The organism is Streptomyces sp. NBC_01463, from assembly GCA_036227345.1.
GTDB lineage: Bacteria > Actinomycetota > Actinomycetes > Streptomycetales > Streptomycetaceae > Streptomyces.
In genome coordinates this window covers 4,934,255-4,952,279 of sequence record CP109468.1, presented here as the reverse complement: position 1 = coordinate 4,952,279, position 18,025 = coordinate 4,934,255, and the positions used below count along the sequence as shown (strand labels likewise).

Below are 18,025 nucleotides of genomic sequence, written 5' to 3'. Positions count from 1 at the left end.
CGGGTGCCGGGCGTCCGGTGGATGCCCTTTTGCAGCCATTTGCACCAAGCGAAATGAGGGAGATACAACTCACCCGCACGGCCCCCGAGCGCGGGAACGCCTGCACGAATCATCACCCGGCGGAGGTAACGCCGGACGGACGCGGCATCAGATGACCGCGCCCGTCCGCCTTCTGACCGAGGGTCTCTCAGGACGCTCTCCGCGAGCAGCGCCGCCGAGGTCCGGTCCGGCCCTGACCGACGAGGACCGGCCAGGTCACCCCACGGCCGCGGGGTCGGCCGGGCGAGCCGGACCACCTCCGTCCGCGCCACCGGAATCGTCCTCGTCCCCCACGGCGATCCCGCGCCGCTTGGAGACGTAGACCGCACCGACGATGACCACGACGGCCACCGTCGCCACCACCGCACGCACCCCCGCGCTCGCGTCCTCGCCGTAGCTGAACTGCACCACCGCGGGGGCGATGAGCAGCGCCACCAGGTTCATCACCTTGAGCAAGGGGTTGATCGCCGGCCCGGCCGTGTCCTTGAACGGATCGCCGACCGTGTCCCCGATGACCGTCGCGGCATGGGCATCGCTCCCCTTGCCGCCGTAATGACCGTCCTCAACGAGCTTCTTGGCGTTGTCCCAGGCACCGCCGGAGTTGGCGAGGAAGACGGCCATCAGCGTCCCGGTGCCGATAGCACCCGCCAGATACGAGCCGAGCGCCCCGACCCCGAAGGTGAATCCGACCGCGATCGGCGCCAGTACCGCCAGCAGTCCGGGGGTGGCCAGCTCGCGCAGCGCGTCCTTGGTGCAGATGTCGACCACGCGCCCGTACTCCGGCTTCTCCGTGTAGTCCATGATCCCGGGGTGCTCGCGGAACTGCCGCCGCACCTCGTAGACAACCGCGCCCGCGGAGCGGGACACCGCGTTGATGGCCAGTCCGGAGAAGAGGAAGACCACCGCGGCGCCGAGGATCAGGCCCACCAGGTTGTTGGGCTGCGAGATGTCCAGGCTCAGCCCCATCTCACCCGCCGAGGCGCCGACGTCGTCGACCGCGGTGGCGATCGCGTCACGGTACGAGCCGAAGAGCGCCGCCGCCGCCAGGACGGCGGTGGCGATGGCGATGCCCTTGGTGATGGCCTTGGTGGTGTTGCCCACGGCGTCCAGGTCGGTGAGGACCTGAGCGCCGGCGCCGGTGACATCGCCGGACATCTCGGCGATGCCCTGCGCGTTGTCGGAGACCGGACCGAAGGTGTCCATCGCGACGATGACCCCGACGGTCGTGAGCAGTCCCGTCCCGGCCAGCGCCACCGCGAAGAGCGCCAGCATGATCGACGTACCGCCGAGCAGGAACGCCCCGTAGACGCCGAGCCCGATCAGCAGCGCGGTGTAGACGGCGGATTCCAGGCCGATGGAGATGCCGGCGAGCACGACGGTGGCCGGCCCGGTCAGCGAGGACTTGCCGATGTCCCTGACGGGCCGCCGGGTGGTCTCGGTGAAGTAGCCGGTCAGCTGCTGGATCAGGGCGGCGAGCACGATGCCGATCGCCACCGCGACCAGCGCGAAGACCCGCGGATCGCCTCCGTGCGAGGTGATGGACGCGTCGGTGACTCCGTCAAGCCCGGCGTACGAGGACGGCAGGTAGACGAAGACGGCGACGGCCACCAGGACGAGCGAGATGACCGCGGAGATGAAGAATCCACGGTTGATGGCGGTCATGCCGCTGCGGTCGGTGCGCCGAGGGGCGACCGCGAAGATGCCGATCATCGCGGTGAGCACACCGATCGCCGGAACGATCAGGGGGAAGGCCAGTCCCGCGTCGCCGAAGGCGGCCTTGCCGAGGATCAGCGCCGCGACCAGCGTGACCGCGTACGACTCGAAGAGGTCGGCCGCCATGCCCGCGCAGTCCCCGACGTTGTCGCCCACGTTGTCGGCGATCGTCGCGGCGTTGCGGGGGTCGTCCTCGGGGATGCCCTGTTCCACCTTGCCGACCAGGTCGGCACCGACGTCGGCGGCCTTGGTGAAGATGCCCCCACCGACCCTCATGAACATCGCGATCAGTGCCGCGCCGAGCCCGAAGCCCTCCAGGACCTTGGGCGCGTCGGCGGCATAGACGAGCACCACGCAGGAGGCACCCAGGAGTCCCAGTCCCACCGTGATCATGCCGACCACGCCACCCGTGCGAAATGCGATCTTCATCGCTTTGTGCGAAACGGTGGTGAGATCCTTTTCCGGTTCGCCTTCCGCCGGGGTCGCCTCACGCGCGGCGGCGGCCACCCGGACATTGCTCCTTACGGCCAGCCGCATACCGATGTATCCGGTGGCTGCCGAGAAAAGCGCACCCACCAGGAAGAACACCGAACGGCCCGCACGCTGCGACCAGTTGTCGGCCGGGAGCAGCAGTAGCAGGAAGAAGACGACGACGGCGAAGACACCGACCGTGCGCAACTGCCGGGCCAGATAGGCATTCGCGCCTTCCTGGACGGCCGCCGCGATCTCCTTCATGCGCTCGGTGCCCTCGCCCGCCGCCAGCACCTGGCGTACCAGCAGCTGGGCGACGATCAGTGCAGCGACGGCGACGACCGCGACGACGATCACGATGACGCGGTTGTCATCCGTGAGTACCGCGGCCGCGAGAGTGGTGGGTGGGTCGGAAAGTGCGGAAAACTGCGTCAGTTCTGCCAGTGGTGTGGTGCCGAACCCCGCCATACGTCCTCCTTGACGCTCAGCGCTCAAGACGTGGACGGATTGTAGGGAGCGGAACACGATCAAAACAGTGCGCGGTAAATGTGATTGACCTTCATCCACCGAACGGCAATTGATCGCGTTCGCTGCCTGGACCGAATGCAGTAATGGGGCAGAGGCATTGTCCGGAGATCACTGATCAAGCAGAAACGAAAAAAGGCCCTGCTCAGCAGGGCCCAGTGGGGTCTCGGAATAGTGGATCACAGCGACCGGCCGGGGTCGCCGGGACGCCCCGACCGCCCCGGGAGACGCGCCCCGCCTCAGCGAAGAACGGTCCCGTCGAAGAGACGCTTCGAGGGAGCGCGGGCTCAGGGAAGCGCCGCGCGGGCTCGGGGAAGCGTGGGCCTAGGGGAGCGCCGCGCGGGCTCGGGGAAGCGAAGCCCGGGCTCGGGGGAGCGCCGCTTCAGGGAAGAACGATGGCCGGTGTCTTCGGCCAGCTCATACGGATCACTCCGCCGTCCGCACCGGACCGGACCTCCACGTCGTCGACGAGACCGCTGATGACCGCGAGGCCCATCTCGTCCTCACCGTCGCCGTCCGGCTCGTCCGCTGCCGCTCCGGGCGTGGCGTCATGGCGCCCGGAGGCACCGCCGGGCACGGAGCCGTCGGCTCCCGGGCCGGGCACCTCGTCGCCGACCTCGATGGAAAAGGACTTCTCCTCCTCGATCAGGATGACCGTCACCGGCGCGGTGATGCCGTGGCTGCGGTGCAGTCCGACGGCACGGCTGCAGGCCTCGCCCACGGCGAGCCTGACCTCGTCGAGCACGGCCTCGTCGACCCCTGCCCGGCGCGCCACGGCAGCCGCCACGAGGCGGGCCGTTCTGACGTGTTCGGGCTGGGCGCTGAAGCGGAGTTCAACGGTGGCCATGCAATCCCCCTCGAACGTACGTGTGTGCATCGGCAGAAGCCGGGCGGGCGGCCCGGTACCCCTGACCCCGTGTGCGAAAGCCGCCGACTCGGCCGGCCCGCCACTCGGACCGACTCGACCACTCGGCCGACACCGCAGGCCCATCCGGCCGACGGACGAAGCCCGGCCACCCTCCGACAGCCACCGAACGGCTGACGGCTGGACCCGATCATCGCGTGTGCGACCGGTTGCCGGATGAAATCAGCCGGTGAACCGCCGAACGGGTGACAGCAGGCCACCGGGGTGACCTGCCACCGAAGAACGGCTGCCGTCGCCCCGGAAGTCAGATCGGTCCGGACCGTCATCGCCCCGACCGCCGCCGGACCGGCTGCAGAGCCGGTCCGACCGCGGGCGGTACGTCAGTCGGTTGCCGCCACGGCCTCATCGACCGTGGTGTGAATCGGGAACACCTTGGTCAGACCGGTGATCCGGAAAATCTTGAGAATGCGCTCCTGGTTGCACACCAGGCGCAGCGAGCCCTCATGGGCTCGAACGCGCTTCAAGCCGCCCACGAGCACGCCGAGGCCGGTGGAGTCGAGGAAGTCGACACCTTCCATGTCGACAACCAAGTGGTAGCTGCCGTCATTCACCAACTCGACCAACTGCTCGCGCAGCTTGGGCGCGGTATACACATCAATCTCGCCACCGACCTCGACGACCGTACGGTCGCCACCAGGGCCGGACACATTGCGAGTCGACAAGGACAGGTCCACGGATCCTCCAGCACCTTGCTATCGAGCGGTCGCCCCTCGGTCTCCCCGACGGAGCCAGGGGACGGATCGCCAGCCGCGATGGCATTCAATCACTTACCAGCAGCCATGCACGACGCCTTGGGACCATTGTCCGTCTCGCCAGTGACACACTCGGTGCCGATGGCCAAGAATCACCGCCCCAGTCGACCGCCCGAGAACGGGGGCTCCCGCCCCTCTCCCGACGTGGTCCTCGACCGGCTCGCCGCAGGGGCGAGCCGGTCCGCGCGCATCACTCATACGGAGCACTTGCCCCCGCGTACGGGAACCCATGCCATCTGGCCCGATCGCATCCGTCCGGAAGTGATCGCCGCCATCCAGAAGGCCGGCATCGACCATCCCTGGGCCCACCAGGCCGCCGCGGCTGAGCACGCGCTGGACGGCGAATCGGTCGTGATCGCCACGGGGACGGCGTCGGGCAAGTCGCTGGCTTACCTCGCGCCGGTCCTCAGCGCCCTCCTGGACGGCTCCGAGGCCCCCAACGGCCGTGGAGCGACCGCGCTCTATCTCGCGCCCACCAAGGCCCTGGCCGCCGACCAGCGGCGCTCGGTGAAAGAACTCTCGGCTCCGTTGGGCAACGGGATCCGGCCCGCGGTCTACGACGGCGACACTCCCGTCGAGGAACGCGAATGGGTGCGCCAGTACGCCAACTACGTCCTCACCAATCCCGACATGCTGCACCGCGGGATACTCCCGTCCCACCCTCGCTGGTCCTCCTTCCTGCGCGCCCTGCGCTATGTCGTCATCGACGAGTGCCACACCTACCGGGGCGTCTTCGGGTCCCATGTCGCCCAGGTCGTCCGCCGGCTCCGCCGCCTGTGCGCCCGCTACGGCGCGGATCCGGTCTTCCTCCTCGCGTCCGCCACCTCCGCGGAGCCCTCCGTCGCGGCCGGCCGTCTCACCGGCCTCCCGGTCACGGAGGTCGCCGACGACGCCTCCCCGCGCGGCGAACTGGTCTTCGCCCTGTGGGAGCCGCCCCTGACCGACCTGCACGGCGAGAAGGGCGCCCCCGTACGCCGTACCGCCACGGCCGAGACCGCCGACCTGCTCACCGACCTGACCGTGCAGGGCGTGCGCTCGGTCGCGTTCGTACGCTCTCGGCGCGGCGCCGAGCTCATCTCCGTCATCGCCAAGGAACGCCTCGCCGAGATCGACCGCTCCCTGCCCGCTCGTGTCGCCGCCTACCGCGGGGGCTACCTCCCCGAGGAACGCCGCGCCCTGGAGCGCGCGCTGCACTCCGGCAGCCTGCTCGGCCTGGCCGCGACGACCGCCCTCGAGCTCGGCATCGACGTCTCCGGCCTGGATGCCGTCGTCATCGCTGGATATCCCGGCACCAGAGCCTCGCTGTGGCAGCAGGCCGGTCGCGCCGGACGGGCCGGACAGGGCGCCCTCGCCATCCTGGTGGCCCGTGACGACCCGCTGGACACCTTCCTCGTCCACCACCCCGAAGCGCTGTTCCAGCAGCCCGTGGAGTCGACCGTCCTCGACCCGGACAACCCGTACGTCCTGGCGCCCCATCTGTGCGCCGCCGCGGCGGAGCTGCCGCTCACCGACTCCGACCTGGCTCTCTTCGGCCCCACCGTGGCCGAACTGCTGCCGCAGCTGGAAGCCGCGAAACTGCTCCGCAAACGCGCATCGGGCTGGCACTGGACCCGCCGCGAACGGGCCGCCGATCTCACCGACATCCGAGGCGAGGGCGGCCGGCCCGTCCAGATCGTCGAGGAGGGCACCGGCAGGCTGCTGGGCACCGTCGACGAGTCCGCCGCGCACGCCGCCGTCCACGAGGGCGCCGTCCACCTCCACCAGGGCCGCACCTACCTCGTCCGGAAACTGGATCTGGAGGACTCCGTGGCGCTGGTCGAGGAGGCCGTCCCGCCGTACTCGACGACCGCACGCGACACCACCGCCATCGCCGTCCTGGAGACCGACACCGAGATCCCGTGGGGCGACGGACGGCTCTGTTACGGCTCCGTCGAGGTGACCAATCAGGTCGTCTCCTTCCTCCGTCGCAGACTGATCACCGGCGAGGTCCTCGGCGAGACCAAACTGGACCTGCCGCCCCGCACCCTGCGCACCCGTGCCGTGTGGTGGACGGTCACCCAGGACCAGCTCGACACGGCGCGGATCAACCCGGAGGTCCTCGGCGGCGCGCTGCACGCCGCCGAGCACGCGTCGATCGGGATGCTGCCGCTCTTCGCCACCTGCGACCGCTGGGACATCGGCGGCGTATCCGTACCGCTGCATCCGGACACCCTGCTGCCGACCGTCTTCGTGTACGACGGCCACCCGGGCGGTGCCGGCTTCGCGGAACGCGCCTTCCACACCGCGCGCGGCTGGCTGACCGCCACCCGCCAGGCGATCGCGTCGTGCGAGTGCGAAGCCGGCTGCCCGTCGTGCATCCAGTCCCCCAAGTGCGGCAATGGCAACGAGCCCCTGCACAAACGAGGCGCCATCCGCCTGCTCACGGAGCTCCTCCGATCGGCCCCGCCCGACCCGGGTGAGGCTGTTGGAGTGAGTGGGCCTGGCGGAGCGACTGGGCCGGGTGAACTGGGTGGGTCAGGTGAGCCGGGTGAGTCGGGTGAGTCGGCGGAACCGGACTCTCCTGGAGCCCCCACGTCTCCGCGGGCCTAACCGGCCCGGCGGGCGCCGCTGATGGCGGACCTGCCCGGGATCTGACCTCCGGCGTGTACGGCCCATCACGCACCCTGGCCGTGACGTCGGCGATCTCCCCCTGAACGCTGCACCGCACGATCAAGGCCCCCTGCGCCCCGGCCACCTCCCGGGCCGACCGGCAGGCGGCAGCCGCTCCCTCCAGCGCCCGATCCGCTGCCGCAAGGGCGGCCAGGTCGGCGGCGCCCCCGGCCCGGTGCCGGGCCACCACCGCCTGTCCGAGTGCCAGGACCACCGCGAACACCACGCACAGCGTCGCCGTGGTCACCGCGGCGAACACCGTCGCCAGCCCCTCGTCGCGGCGCAGACGGCCCGTGCGCGGCCCCAGCGGCCCCGCGAACGGCCTCGGGAACTCCCGCCTCAGGAACAGCTCCCGCAGCGGCCCCAGGACCGGCCTCGCCTCTTGCCTCAGTACGGGCCTCCGAGGCCGGGAGCGCGTCACGGCACCGCCCCCACCGTGTCCTCGGCCGCCGCCGCAGCTTCGGCGCTCAACGTCACGGCCAGCGGCCCGGGGCCGGGCGTCGGCGCCGTCACGCTGACTCTCCACAGGTCCCCGGCCCGCTCCACCTGGACCCGTGCCCGGCCGGGCGCCGCCGAGAGGGCGGTCTCCCTCACCTGTGCCTCCGGCTCGGAGCGAGCTGCCGCCCGTGCACCTGCCCGCGCCGCGTCCACACACCGAATCTGGGCCGACGCCGCCATCAGCGCCCACAGCAGAGCGAGGGCGAAGATCACCAGCACCGGGATCGTCATGGCCGCCTCGGCCGTCACAGCCCCCTGATCGCCGCACCTCCGCTTCTTGCAGCGCCGCTCTCTGCACGTGCGCTCCCCGCGCCGCCGCCCTCCGCACTGCCTCGCAGGCGCTGCCGCCTTCCGCGCCGGTCTCTGCCTCACGGCCCCGGGCCCCGAGTACGCCAGCACCCCAGTCGCATCCGTCACATCCGCCGCATCCATCGCCCCCTCAGAATTTCGCATCGAGTGCGTCCTTCAGAAGCGACTGCAGCTGCGCCATGACCGGCGCGCTGGTGACCACCTTGTAGAGCACCGCGGCAAACGCACAGGCCGCAATCGTCCCGACCGCGTACTCGGACGTCGTCATTCCGCGGTCCGCCCGACCCACCCGATCCGTCCACGCCCTGCATGCCGTGCTTCGCACCCGGACCACGGCATTTCGCACCCAGTGCACGCCTTTTCGCATCACTTCGAACCCCCGTGAATACTATTTTCCCTGGATAAACTGGTCTTATCTAGCGTTTCTGGGCTGTCAAGACTGCAGCAGTCCCCCTGCCAGTCCGATCACCACAGGCGCTACCCCCACGCTCAGAAAGGCAGGGAGGAAGCAGAGCCCGACCGGTGCGGTGATCAACACAGCGGCCCGTTGGGCCCGCGCCACCGCAGCGCTCACCCGCTCGGCCCGCATCGCCTCGGCCAGCCTCGCGACGGGCTCCGCCGCGGGAGCACCGGTCGCCCCGGCTCGGTCCAGGCAGCGCGCCAGCGCAGCTGCACCCGGTACCTCGCCGAACCTCCCCCAGGCGAGGGCGGGATCGCCACCGAGCCGGATCTCCGCCGCCGTGCGTGCCAGTGGCTCGCCGACCGGCCCGCCCAGCGACTGCCCCACCGCCTCGGCCGCCTCCCTCGGACCGGCTCCGGCGGACAGGCAGGCCGCCAGCAGATCGGCCGCCAGCGGAAGCTGACGCAGGGACTCCGCAGTTCGCGCCGCCTCCTCGGCAGCGGCTCGTGCTGCCGGCCCGAGCCGAGCACGCTGCCACCGCCAGAGCCCGTAGCCCGCCGCCAGACCCACGGCCCATCCCGCGGGACCCCCCAGCAGAATCCAGCCCGTCGGCACCGCACCCAGCACCGCCGACCACTGCCCGACTCCGAAGCCGCCACCCGGCAATCGCATCCGACCCGTTGGCCGCGTCTGACTCAGCTGGCTCGTCTGACCAATCAAGGTCATCTGGCCCATCAGGCTCGTCTGGCTCACCCGGTCCACACCGGACGCCCGGGCCCACCGGCCCCGCCGAGCCGCAGCCCTCACCCCGGACCCCGGGGTTCCAGGGGCGTCGGCAAAAAGCACCAGGCCGCGTCGTCGCACCCGCCGCCCGGTCCGGCGTCGCGCCAGGGCGAGTGCCGGCTGGACGCACGCACCCAGCAACAACCCCACCGTCCCCACCCTGTGGACGACTTCACCGACCAGGGCGCTCATGCCGCTTCCGCCTTACGGACGATCCGAGCCGCCCAGACGATGCCGGCCGCTTCCAGCAATCCACCCATCACCAGACAGGCCAGCCCGGCCGTGCTGTGCAGCAGAACCCTCAACGGATCAGCCCCGAGCGCGGATCCGAGTCCGATGCCCAGCACCGGCAGCAGGGCCAGCACCACCACCGTCGACCACGCCCCGGCCAACTGGGCCCGCAGCTCTTCCCGCCGACACCGCTCGGCCCGTAACGCACCCTCCAGGCGGTCCAGTCCGGCCGCGAGTCCGGCCCCGCCGTCCGCCGCCACCCGCCAGCAGGCGGCCACCCCCGCGAGCCCTTCCAGCCCCGGCTCGCACGCCGCCTGGCCCAGGGCGGTCGGGACATCGCCCCCGAACCGTGCCGCCGCCGACACCCCCGCTCCGGCCGCACCCATCGCCCCCGTGCTCTGGACCGCGACCAGCAACGCCCGCCCCGGCTCCTGGCCTGCCCTCAGTTCACCCACCACCGCGCCGCACAGGTCCACCACCCCATCGGCCCGGCGCTCCAGGTCCTTACGCAGCTCCCTCCCCCGCAGCCACCGCCGCACCAACGGCACCGCGACCAGGCCCGCGATCACCGGCAGCACGGACTCACCGAGCGCAGCCAGCACCAGCGCCACCGGCAGGCACAACCACTCCCGCCGCCCCCTCAGCCACACACGACACCGGCTCACGCCGTGCTCCCAGCCCTTTCGAAGAGCCGCATCCGTCAGCCCTGCGACGAACAACACCCGTGCTCTACGGAGTCGTTGACTCCGTGCGACCACCACGAGCCAGGCCGCAGCGCCCGCACACAACGCGGCCGCGTGCACCACTTCCGGCACTCCCACCGGCGTGCCCCCGCTCATCGTTCGCCCCCGATCAGAGAGCGCAGCCGCTCCCAGCCCCGCTCCCGCTCGAATCCGGATGCACCCCAGCGCAGTGCCGGGACGGTGACCACCAGGCCGGCCGCATCCCGTTCCAGCACCTGGATCTCGGAGATCCTTCGCCGGCCGGACCGGTCCCGTACGAGATGGACCACCACCGACAGCGCCGCCGCCAACTGGCTGTGCAGGGCGGTCCGGTCCAGGCCGGCGGAGGTCCCCAGGGCCTCCAGCCGGGCCGGGACATGCTCGGCCGCATTCGCGTGAACCGTTCCGCAGCCGCCCTCGTGGCCTGTGTTCAGAGCTGCCAGCAGCTCGGTGACCTCGGCCCCTCGCACCTCTCCGACCACCAGCCTGTCGGGGCGCATGCGCAGCGCCTGTCGCACCAGGTCCCGGAGGGTCACCCGGCCGGCGCCTTCCTGGTTCGCCGGGCGCGATTCGAGGCGCACCACGTGCGGATGGTCGGGACGAAGTTCTGCCGAGTCCTCGGCGAGCACGATCCGCTCCTGCTCCCCCACGGCACCCAGCAGACTGGAGAGGAGCGTTGTCTTGCCCGCACCCGTCCCCCCGCTGATGAGGTAGGACACCCGGGCCTCGACCAGGGCCCGCAGCACCCGGTCGCCGCCCGGCGGTACCGTGCCCGCCGCGACCAGTTCCCTCAGCGAGAAGGCCTTCGGCCGGACCACCCGGAGGGACAGGCACGTCGACCCGACCGACACCGGCGGCAGCACGGCATGCATCCGGGTCCCGTCCGGAAGCCGTGCGTCCACCCAGGGCCTGGCGTCGTCCAGGCGCCGCCCCGCAACGGCCGCGAGCCGCTGCGCGAGCCTGCGGACCGCGGCCGCGTCGGCGAAGGTCACCGAGGTGATTTCGAGCCCGCCGCCCCGGTCCACCCACACCCGGTCGGGTGCGGACACCAGGACATCCGTGACCGCGGGGTCGGCGAGGAGCGGTTCCAGCACTCCGGTCCCCACCAGCTCGCCTCGCAACTCGTCCGCCGTCCCCAACACTTCGGCGTCCCCGAGCAGCCTCCCCTGGGCCCGTAACGCGGCCGCCACCCCCGCAGGGGTCGGCGCGGCCCCGCTCTGCGCCAGCCGCCGCCGCACCGCGTCCAGCAGCGCCTCCGTCATGACGCCCCGCCCGCGGTCTGGCCCCCGGCCCCCTCGCCGGCGAGCGCGCGGTCCCAGAAGGCCGAACAGAACCTGGCGAGCGGCCCCCGGGGACTTCCGCCGGGCGGCTCGCCCATGTCCTGCTCGGCCAGCAGACCCGGCTCCAGCGGGAGTTCACCGGCCAGCGGAAGCCCTATGGCACTGGCCACCCACTGTTCGTCGAGGCCGGATGCGTACGGCCCGCGCGCCACGACGCGGAGATCTCCCAGCACCATCCCGGCCATCGACGCCACCCGTTTCGCCGCCGCGACCGCACGCAACTCACCCGGCACCACCAAGAGTCCGAGGTCCAGTTGCGCCAGGGCTTCGGCCACCGCCTCATCGATCCGGCGCGGCAGATCGACCACCACCACCCCGCCGAGCCTGCGCGCGGCCCCGAGGACCGCCTGCATGGCCTGCGGCGGAATGACCACCCAGTCGTCACGCCCCCAGCTGAGCACGCGCAGCCCGTGCAGAGCCGGCAGCGACTCCTCCAGGGCGCCGCCCCCGACCCGCCCCTTCGAATGGGCGAAATCAGGCCACCTCATCCCCTCGGCCCGCTCGCCGCCGAGCAGCACGTCGATGCCGCCGCCCAGCGGGTCGCCGTCGATCAGCATGGTCCGCCTTCCGGCCCTGGCCGCGGTCACAGCGAGCGCGCAGGCCAGCGTGGACGCGCCGGCGCCGCCCCGGCCACCGATCACCCCCACGGTCAGGGCGGGACGGCCGACCCCCTCGGCCGCATTGGCGATCTGATCGACCAGCCAGTTCTCCGAATCGGGTAGCCGCAGCACATACTCGGCCCCGATCTCCACGGCCCTGCGCCACACATCGGGCGCATCCTGATCCCGTCCGACGAGCATCACGCCCCGCCTGCGGGCCGCTCCACGGCACCGCGCCGCCGCATCGTCCCCCACGAGAACCATGGGAGCCTGCTCCCATCCGCCTCGGCGCTCGGGCAGGGTGTGATGGACCTCGGGCTCCGCCCCTGCCGCCGCGCACAGCCTCAGCAGATCGTCGAGCAGGTCCACATCCTCGGTCACGATCAAGGGTCCGCCCCGTCGCGCCTCGGCCGCCGGCAGACGATCCCGTGCACTGGATTCAGCCACGATCTCCGCCCCCTTCTTCACTCACCTTCACCGCGGTCCGCGGTGTTCTCGCAACGTTCCGAGAACGGTGATTCCGGAACCCGTGGACTTCACGGGTGGAATCACGGTGCAGCGCTTCGGGAAATCGTGTGGATCTTGGTCCAGAACTGTGGACATCTCCACCGTTGTGAATAACTCGGTAGCTCATACCGGGGACTTCCGGAGAGCACCCCTTCCGTTACGCACCGTGACGACGCATGCTGGTGCGAGTCGAACACGGATGTGGGCCATCGCGGCCGAGGAGGAGGAGAGATGCTTGATTCCGAACAGCAGAACCGCGTCCGGACATGCGACGACCCCCGCCGGGGGGGAGAGCGGGGGTCGTCCCCACGGCCGACTCGGGGGGGGGAGGAGTCGGACCGGGTTAGCACGGTCGCGAACGATCCGTGACTTCCATGGTGTACCCGAGCGCCTTCTCAGGCAAACCCACGCGCCGGGGTTTACGCCGAATGGTGGGCCCCTATGCTCTGCCTTGTGGAAAACCGCTTCTTGCCGCGCACGGCCGCCTTCTTTGACCTGGACAAGACGGTCATTGCGAAGTCTTCGACGCTGACCTTCAGCAAGTCCTTCTACCAAGGCGGGCTGATCAACCGCCGCGCCGTACTGCGCACTGCGTACGCGCAGTTCGTCTTCCTCGCCGGGGGCGCAGATCACGACCAGATGGAGCGGATGCGTGAATACCTCTCATCGCTCTGCAAGGGCTGGAACGTGCAGCAGGTGAAGGAAATTGTCGCCGAGACCCTGCACGACCTGATCGACCCGATCATCTACGACGAGGCTGCGACGCTCATTGAGGAGCACCACACCGCCGGACGCGATGTGGTCATCGTCTCCACATCGGGCGCCGAGGTCGTGGAACCCATCGGCGAGCTACTGGGCGCCGACCGCGTCGTCGCCACACGCATGGTCGTCGGCGACGACGGATGCTTCACCGGCGAGGTGGAGTACTACGCGTACGGCCCGACGAAGGCCGAGGCCATCAGGGCACTCGCCGTATCGGAAGGCTATGACCTCGCCCGCTGCTACGCGTACAGCGATTCGGCGACCGATGTGCCGATGCTGGAGTCCGTCGGCCATCCGCACGCGGTCAATCCGGACCGTGCGTTGCGCCGCGAGGCCACTCTCCGGGAATGGCCGATTCTCGTCTTCGACCGCCCGGTCCGGCTCAAGCAACGCCTGCCCTCACTCTCCATGCCGCCACGACCTGCGCTCATGGCCGCGGCAGCGGTGGGTGCGGCCGCCATCACAGCGGGCCTCGTCTGGTACACCGCCCGGCGTCGCGCGGCCACAGCCTCTGCATGACGTCGGCATGACATTGACCTGAGTCGACCAGCCGACCCTGCGCAGCGGGCCCTACCTCGCCACCCCGCGCAGAGCCGGCGTCGTGAGTGCCACGCAGCGCCGAGCGCGCCACACCACCTCTAGCCGGGTGGTCCACCTCGGGACAGTCCCGCCCCTGGCCCGTCCCACGGCGACCCGAAATCACGGCTTTCACATTGGACCGACTCGTCCGTAATTGAACCTAAAAGTAAAGAAGTGTGGCCAGCACTACCGCTCTACCGGCCCCTGGAGTACAAAGGACTCAACGGCCCGCGAGACCAAGGACATCCGTGAGGATGACCTGTTTACGCAGACAAGGCCCCACGGACCGCGCATGAAAACCGGGCACCCACGCGACGTCGACCCGTCGATTACGGGCCAGCCGCACCAGGGACGGGCAAAGTACCCGACCTGATGGGCATATATCGAGGACGCTTGGTAACTGGGTGGACATGCCAGCGGCGGTACCGAGGACGGTACCGCCGCAACCCTTTTCACCGGGCATGAAGCCGCCCCGCCGGCAGGGACGAAGCCGCCCCCGCCACCGAGGGGCCCCGTCGCCTCCCGCTACGCGGCTCCGCGCTGAAGCGCCTCGCACACCGCCGTCGACTCCCTGACGCCCAGTTCCGCCGCGCGTCCGCAGTGTGCGATCCAGGCGGCCATGCCCTCCGGCGCTCCTGACAGGTATCCCTCGAATGCCGCGACGTAAGCCGCCCGCCCCTGCTCGGCGTGGCCGACCTCGGCCGGGCAGATCGCCTTGGGATCCAGGCCGCTCCCGATCAGCACGATCCGTTCCGCGGTCCGCGCCACAAGACCGTTGTACGAACCGAAGGGGCGCAGGGCCAGCAGTTCGCCGTGCACGACGGCGGCCGTCACCAGAGCGGGTGCCTCACTCCCCGAAAGAATGAGTCCGCTGAGGCCTTCGAGCCGCCCCGCGACCTCGTCGGCGCCCGGCAAAGGCGCCTCGATCAGCGGCTCGTCCACCGGCTCGCCCGCAAGCCGGGGCCGGCCGACCGCGTCGTCGGGCGCAGCCCCCCCGGCCGCGACCAGATGCAGCCTCGCGAGGACGCGCAGGGGCGACTGCCGCCAGATGGAGAGCAGTTGCCCCGCTTCGGCCGTCAACCGCAGGGCCGCCCCGATCACGTGAGCCTCACCCTCACCGCTGAAGTCGGTGCGGCGGCGTACCTCTTCGAGGTTCCAGTCCGCGCCGGAGAGCGCAGCCGACCCCCGGGCGCCCCGCAGGGCCGCCTCAGCGGTCACCTCGTTGCTGCGCCGCCGCATGACGCGGTGGCCATATACCCGGTCGACAGCCTTGCGTACGGAGTCCACCGCATCGGTCACACCTGGCAGGGTGCCCAGAGTGGCGAGCGGGTCCGATGAAGTCGTACTCATAAGTAGCGAGGCTACGCGCCACTTGCACACCCACCGGCCCGGAGTGGCCTTCTTCACGAACTTCGACAGCGGAACGCATTCATACCGCTACCCTAGGTGAACATGAAGATCGCTTTCGTAGGGAAGGGCGGCAGCGGCAAGACCACGCTGTCCTCGCTCTTCATCCGCCACCTTGCCGCCAATGAAGCTCACGTCGTCGCGGTGGACGCCGACATCAACCAACACCTCGGGGCCGCGCTCGGCCTCGACGAGGAGGAGGCTGCCGCACTGCCCGCCATGGGAGCGCAGCTGCCCCTGATCAAGGAGTACCTGCGCGGCAGCAATCCCCGCATCGCATCGGCCGAGACGATGATCAAGACGACGCCGCCGGGTGAGGGTTCCCGGCTGCTGCGGGTGTGCGAGGACAACCCGGTCTACGACGCCTGCGCCCGCACGGTCGGGCTCGACGACGGGGACATCCGGCTGATGGCCACGGGACCGTTCACCGAGTCCGATCTGGGTGTGGCCTGCTACCACTCCAAGGTCGGCGCGGTCGAGCTGTGCCTCAACCATCTCGTCGACGGTCCCGAGGAGTACGTCGTGGTCGACATGACCGCGGGTTCGGACTCGTTCGCCTCCGGGATGTTCACCCGGTTCGACATGACGTTCCTGGTCGCCGAGCCGACCCGTAAGGGCGTCTCGGTCTACCGCCAGTACAAGGAGTACGCACGGGACTTCGGCGTCGCGCTGAAGGTCGTCGGCAACAAGGTGCAGGGCGAGGACGACCTGGAGTTCCTCCGCTCCGAGGTCGGCGAGGACCTGCTGGTCACCATCGGCCACTCCGACTGGGTGCGGGCCATGGAGAAGGGGCGCCCCGCCCGCTTCGAACTGCTGGAGGCCGACAACCGAATGGCGCTGCAGGCACTGCAGGACGCCGCGGAGGACTCGTACGGCCGACGGGACTGGGACCGGTACACGCGACAGATGGTGCACTTCCATTTGAAGAACGCCGAGAGCTGGGGCAATGCCAAGACCGGGGCCGACCTGGCCGCCCAGGTCGACCCCTCTTTCGTGCTCGACGAGCGGTACACCCGCGTAGGGGCCGGTCAGCCAGCCTGAGCGACCGGAGCCGGCCGACTCCCTGAGCGCGGCCGGCCCCGATGCCTGTCCGGCCACAACCGGCCGGGCAGGCACCGACGCGGCCGGACAGAGCAACGGCGCGGCCGGGCAGGCAACGGCCAACCTGACAGGTCCTGATGGCCGGCCTCCATCGGGCAGGCCCTAGTGGTCGGCAGCCTTCCCCGCCGACCCGGCCTCCGCCTTCGTCTTCGCCTCTGCACTGTCCTGACCCTCACCCCGGCCCTTGCCGGCGCTCCCGGCGCCGCCGAGGAACGACGCCCAGCTGGTCCCCGGCGCCTTCCCGACCTTCAGCGTGCCGAGCTTCGCGAGCGCCGCGGGGTCCTGCGCGTCCAGCCAGTCCGCCAGCTGCTTGAAGGACACGCAGCGCACGCCCTCCTTGGTACACACCGTCTCGATCGTCTCCTCGATGGCGCGCATGTACGTGCCGCCGTTCCAGGATTCGAAGTGGTTGCCGATGATCAGGGGAGCCCGGTTCCCGTCGTACGCGCGGTCGAAGGCCTGGAGGAGACCGTCCCGCATCTGGTCGCCCCAGTACTCGTGCTGGTCCGGGTCGCCCTGCGTCGTACCGGACTGGTTGAACATGAAGTTGTAGTCCATCGACAGGGTCTCGAACTCCCGCCCCGGCACCGGGACGAGCTGCATCGAGAGGTCCCAGACGCCGTCCTTCTTCTTCGGCCAGACCTGGTCGTTGACCCCGCTGGAGTCGTAGCGGAAGCCCATCGAGCGTGCCGCCGCGACCATGTTCTTCTGCCCCTCCAGGCAGGGGGTCCGGCCGCCGATCAGCTCCTTGTCGTAGTCGAAGGGCAGCGACTTCTCGTCCTTGAGATCCGGGTCGTTCGTCTTCCAGCCCTTCACGAAGGACTTGGCCTGGCTGATCTCGCTCTTCCACTCGTCGACGGACCAGGTGCCGACGCCACCGTCCTTGCCGCAGAAGTGGCCGTTGAAGTGGGTGCCGATCTCGTTGCCGTCCTCCCAGGCGCCACGGACCTGGGTGAGGGTGTCGCGGATGCCCTCGGTGTCGTTGAAGCCGATGTCCGAGCTGCCCGCGTTGTGCTTGGGCGGGTCGTAGAGCGCGCGCTTCGCCTCCGGAAGCAGGTACACGCCGCTGAGGAAGTACGTCATGCTCGCGTCGTACTTCTTGCCCACCTCACGGAAGTGCGAGAAGAGCCGCTGGCTGTCCTCACCCGCGCCGTCCCACGAGAACACCACGAACTGCGGGGGCTTCTGACCGGGCGCCAGGCGTTGAGCGGTCGGCTGTTTCGGCTGGGCCCCCGTGAAGGAGGTGGAACCGTCGCCGATGAGCCGGAACACACTCTTGGGGGCCGACTCGGCAGCCTTCTTCTTGCCCCCTGCCGCACCGTTAGCAGCGCCGTTCGCGGAGCCGTTCGCAGCACCCGGACCGGATCCGCTCGAAACGGAGCCCGCACCGGAGCAGCCGGCCACTGCCGCCACCAGCGCAACGGCCATGACACCCAAGGCGGTCCTCTTCGTGGCGGCCATCATCCGCCCACCCTCTTCCTTGCAGGTAACTTGCGCTGACGTGCCGAACGGCGCGGTCAAAGTCGCACGCACTGCACACAAATTCGGGCGACAGGCCGCATGAAAAGCTGCCTATTCACTGGAACGGGTGCTCGAATGGCCCATTTGCCCTTAATCCTGGACACAGATCTTTACTCTCCATTACGATCTGTTTACTGAGAGTTGAGATATCCCGCCGCTGCACGCCGTGACCCACGGCCGCGTCCCCACGTT

General features: G+C 70.2%; 14 protein-coding genes and 1 pseudogene. 3 read left to right on the top strand and 12 right to left on the bottom strand.

Features of this window, described 5'->3' with window-relative positions; genetic code table 11:
• Positions 1-255: 255 nt before the first annotated feature.
• From OG521_21940 to OG521_21930, 3 genes are all read right to left on the bottom strand, one after another.
• Positions 256-2,691: a sodium-translocating pyrophosphatase gene (locus OG521_21940; protein WUW23297.1), complete on the bottom strand. Its 2,436-nt coding sequence runs from the start codon at positions 2,689-2,691 to the stop codon at positions 256-258.
• A 439-nt stretch (positions 2,692-3,130) separates the two neighbouring features.
• Complete coding sequence (locus OG521_21935; GenBank protein ID WUW23296.1) at positions 3,131-3,595, bottom strand: ATP-binding protein; 465 nt, start codon at positions 3,593-3,595, stop codon at positions 3,131-3,133.
• A gap of 398 nt (positions 3,596-3,993) precedes the next feature.
• Positions 3,994-4,347 carry an STAS domain-containing protein gene (locus OG521_21930; GenBank protein ID WUW23295.1) on the bottom strand — a complete coding sequence of 118 codons (354 nt, stop codon included), beginning with the start codon at positions 4,345-4,347 and terminating at the stop codon, positions 3,994-3,996.
• Between the two features lie 78 nt (positions 4,348-4,425).
• Here OG521_21930 and OG521_21925 point away from each other — a divergent pair, with 78 nt between their 5' ends.
• Positions 4,426-7,014, top strand: a complete 2,589-nt coding sequence (locus tag OG521_21925; protein WUW23294.1) for a DEAD/DEAH box helicase — start codon at positions 4,426-4,428, stop codon at positions 7,012-7,014.
• Positions 7,015-7,036: 22 nt separating this feature from the next.
• Here OG521_21925 and OG521_21920 read toward each other — a convergent pair.
• From OG521_21920 to OG521_21890, 7 genes and pseudogenes are all read right to left on the bottom strand, one after another.
• A pseudogene (locus OG521_21920) lies at positions 7,037-7,360 on the bottom strand (flp pilus-assembly TadE/G-like family protein).
• A 131-nt stretch (positions 7,361-7,491) separates the two neighbouring features.
• Positions 7,492-7,821 carry a pilus assembly protein gene (locus OG521_21915; protein WUW23293.1) on the bottom strand — a complete coding sequence of 110 codons (330 nt, stop codon included), beginning with the start codon at positions 7,819-7,821 and terminating at the stop codon, positions 7,492-7,494.
• Positions 7,822-8,011: 190 nt separating this feature from the next.
• On the bottom strand, positions 8,012-8,248 hold the full coding sequence (locus OG521_21910; protein ID WUW23292.1) for a DUF4244 domain-containing protein: 237 nt from the start codon (positions 8,246-8,248) through the stop codon (positions 8,012-8,014).
• A gap of 66 nt (positions 8,249-8,314) precedes the next feature.
• Entirely contained in the window at positions 8,315-9,256 is a 942-nt protein-coding gene (locus tag OG521_21905; GenBank protein WUW23291.1) for a type II secretion system F family protein, read from the bottom strand.
• Complete coding sequence (locus tag OG521_21900; GenBank protein WUW23290.1) at positions 9,253-10,134, bottom strand: type II secretion system F family protein; 882 nt, start codon at positions 10,132-10,134, stop codon at positions 9,253-9,255. The genes OG521_21905 and OG521_21900 overlap by 4 nt, the downstream gene beginning before the upstream one ends.
• Positions 10,131-11,279 (bottom strand): TadA family conjugal transfer-associated ATPase, encoded by a 1,149-nt coding sequence (locus OG521_21895; protein ID WUW23289.1) that lies wholly within the window; start codon positions 11,277-11,279, stop codon positions 10,131-10,133. Before OG521_21895 ends, OG521_21900 begins: the two co-directional genes overlap by 4 nt.
• Positions 11,276-12,337, bottom strand: a complete 1,062-nt coding sequence (locus tag OG521_21890) for a CpaE-like family protein (GenBank protein WUW23288.1) — start codon at positions 12,335-12,337, stop codon at positions 11,276-11,278. The genes OG521_21895 and OG521_21890 overlap by 4 nt, the downstream gene beginning before the upstream one ends.
• 567 nt (positions 12,338-12,904) lie before the next feature.
• On the opposite strand from OG521_21890, the gene OG521_21885 reads away from it, so the two are divergent.
• Positions 12,905-13,744, top strand: a complete 840-nt coding sequence (locus OG521_21885) for an HAD-IB family hydrolase (protein WUW23287.1) — start codon at positions 12,905-12,907, stop codon at positions 13,742-13,744.
• A gap of 585 nt (positions 13,745-14,329) precedes the next feature.
• Here the strand turns inward: OG521_21885 and OG521_21880 are convergent.
• Positions 14,330-15,154: an oxidoreductase gene (locus tag OG521_21880; GenBank protein WUW23286.1), complete on the bottom strand. Its 825-nt coding sequence runs from the start codon at positions 15,152-15,154 to the stop codon at positions 14,330-14,332.
• A 102-nt stretch (positions 15,155-15,256) separates the two neighbouring features.
• On the opposite strand from OG521_21880, the gene OG521_21875 reads away from it, so the two are divergent.
• A complete protein-coding gene (locus OG521_21875) occupies positions 15,257-16,252 on the top strand; it encodes an ATP-binding protein (GenBank protein ID WUW23285.1) in 996 nt (331 codons plus the stop codon).
• A gap of 162 nt (positions 16,253-16,414) precedes the next feature.
• Here OG521_21875 and OG521_21870 read toward each other — a convergent pair whose 3' ends face one another.
• Positions 16,415-17,776 (bottom strand): hypothetical protein, encoded by a 1,362-nt coding sequence (locus tag OG521_21870; protein ID WUW23284.1) that lies wholly within the window; start codon positions 17,774-17,776, stop codon positions 16,415-16,417.
• Positions 17,777-18,025: the final 249 nt, after the last annotated feature.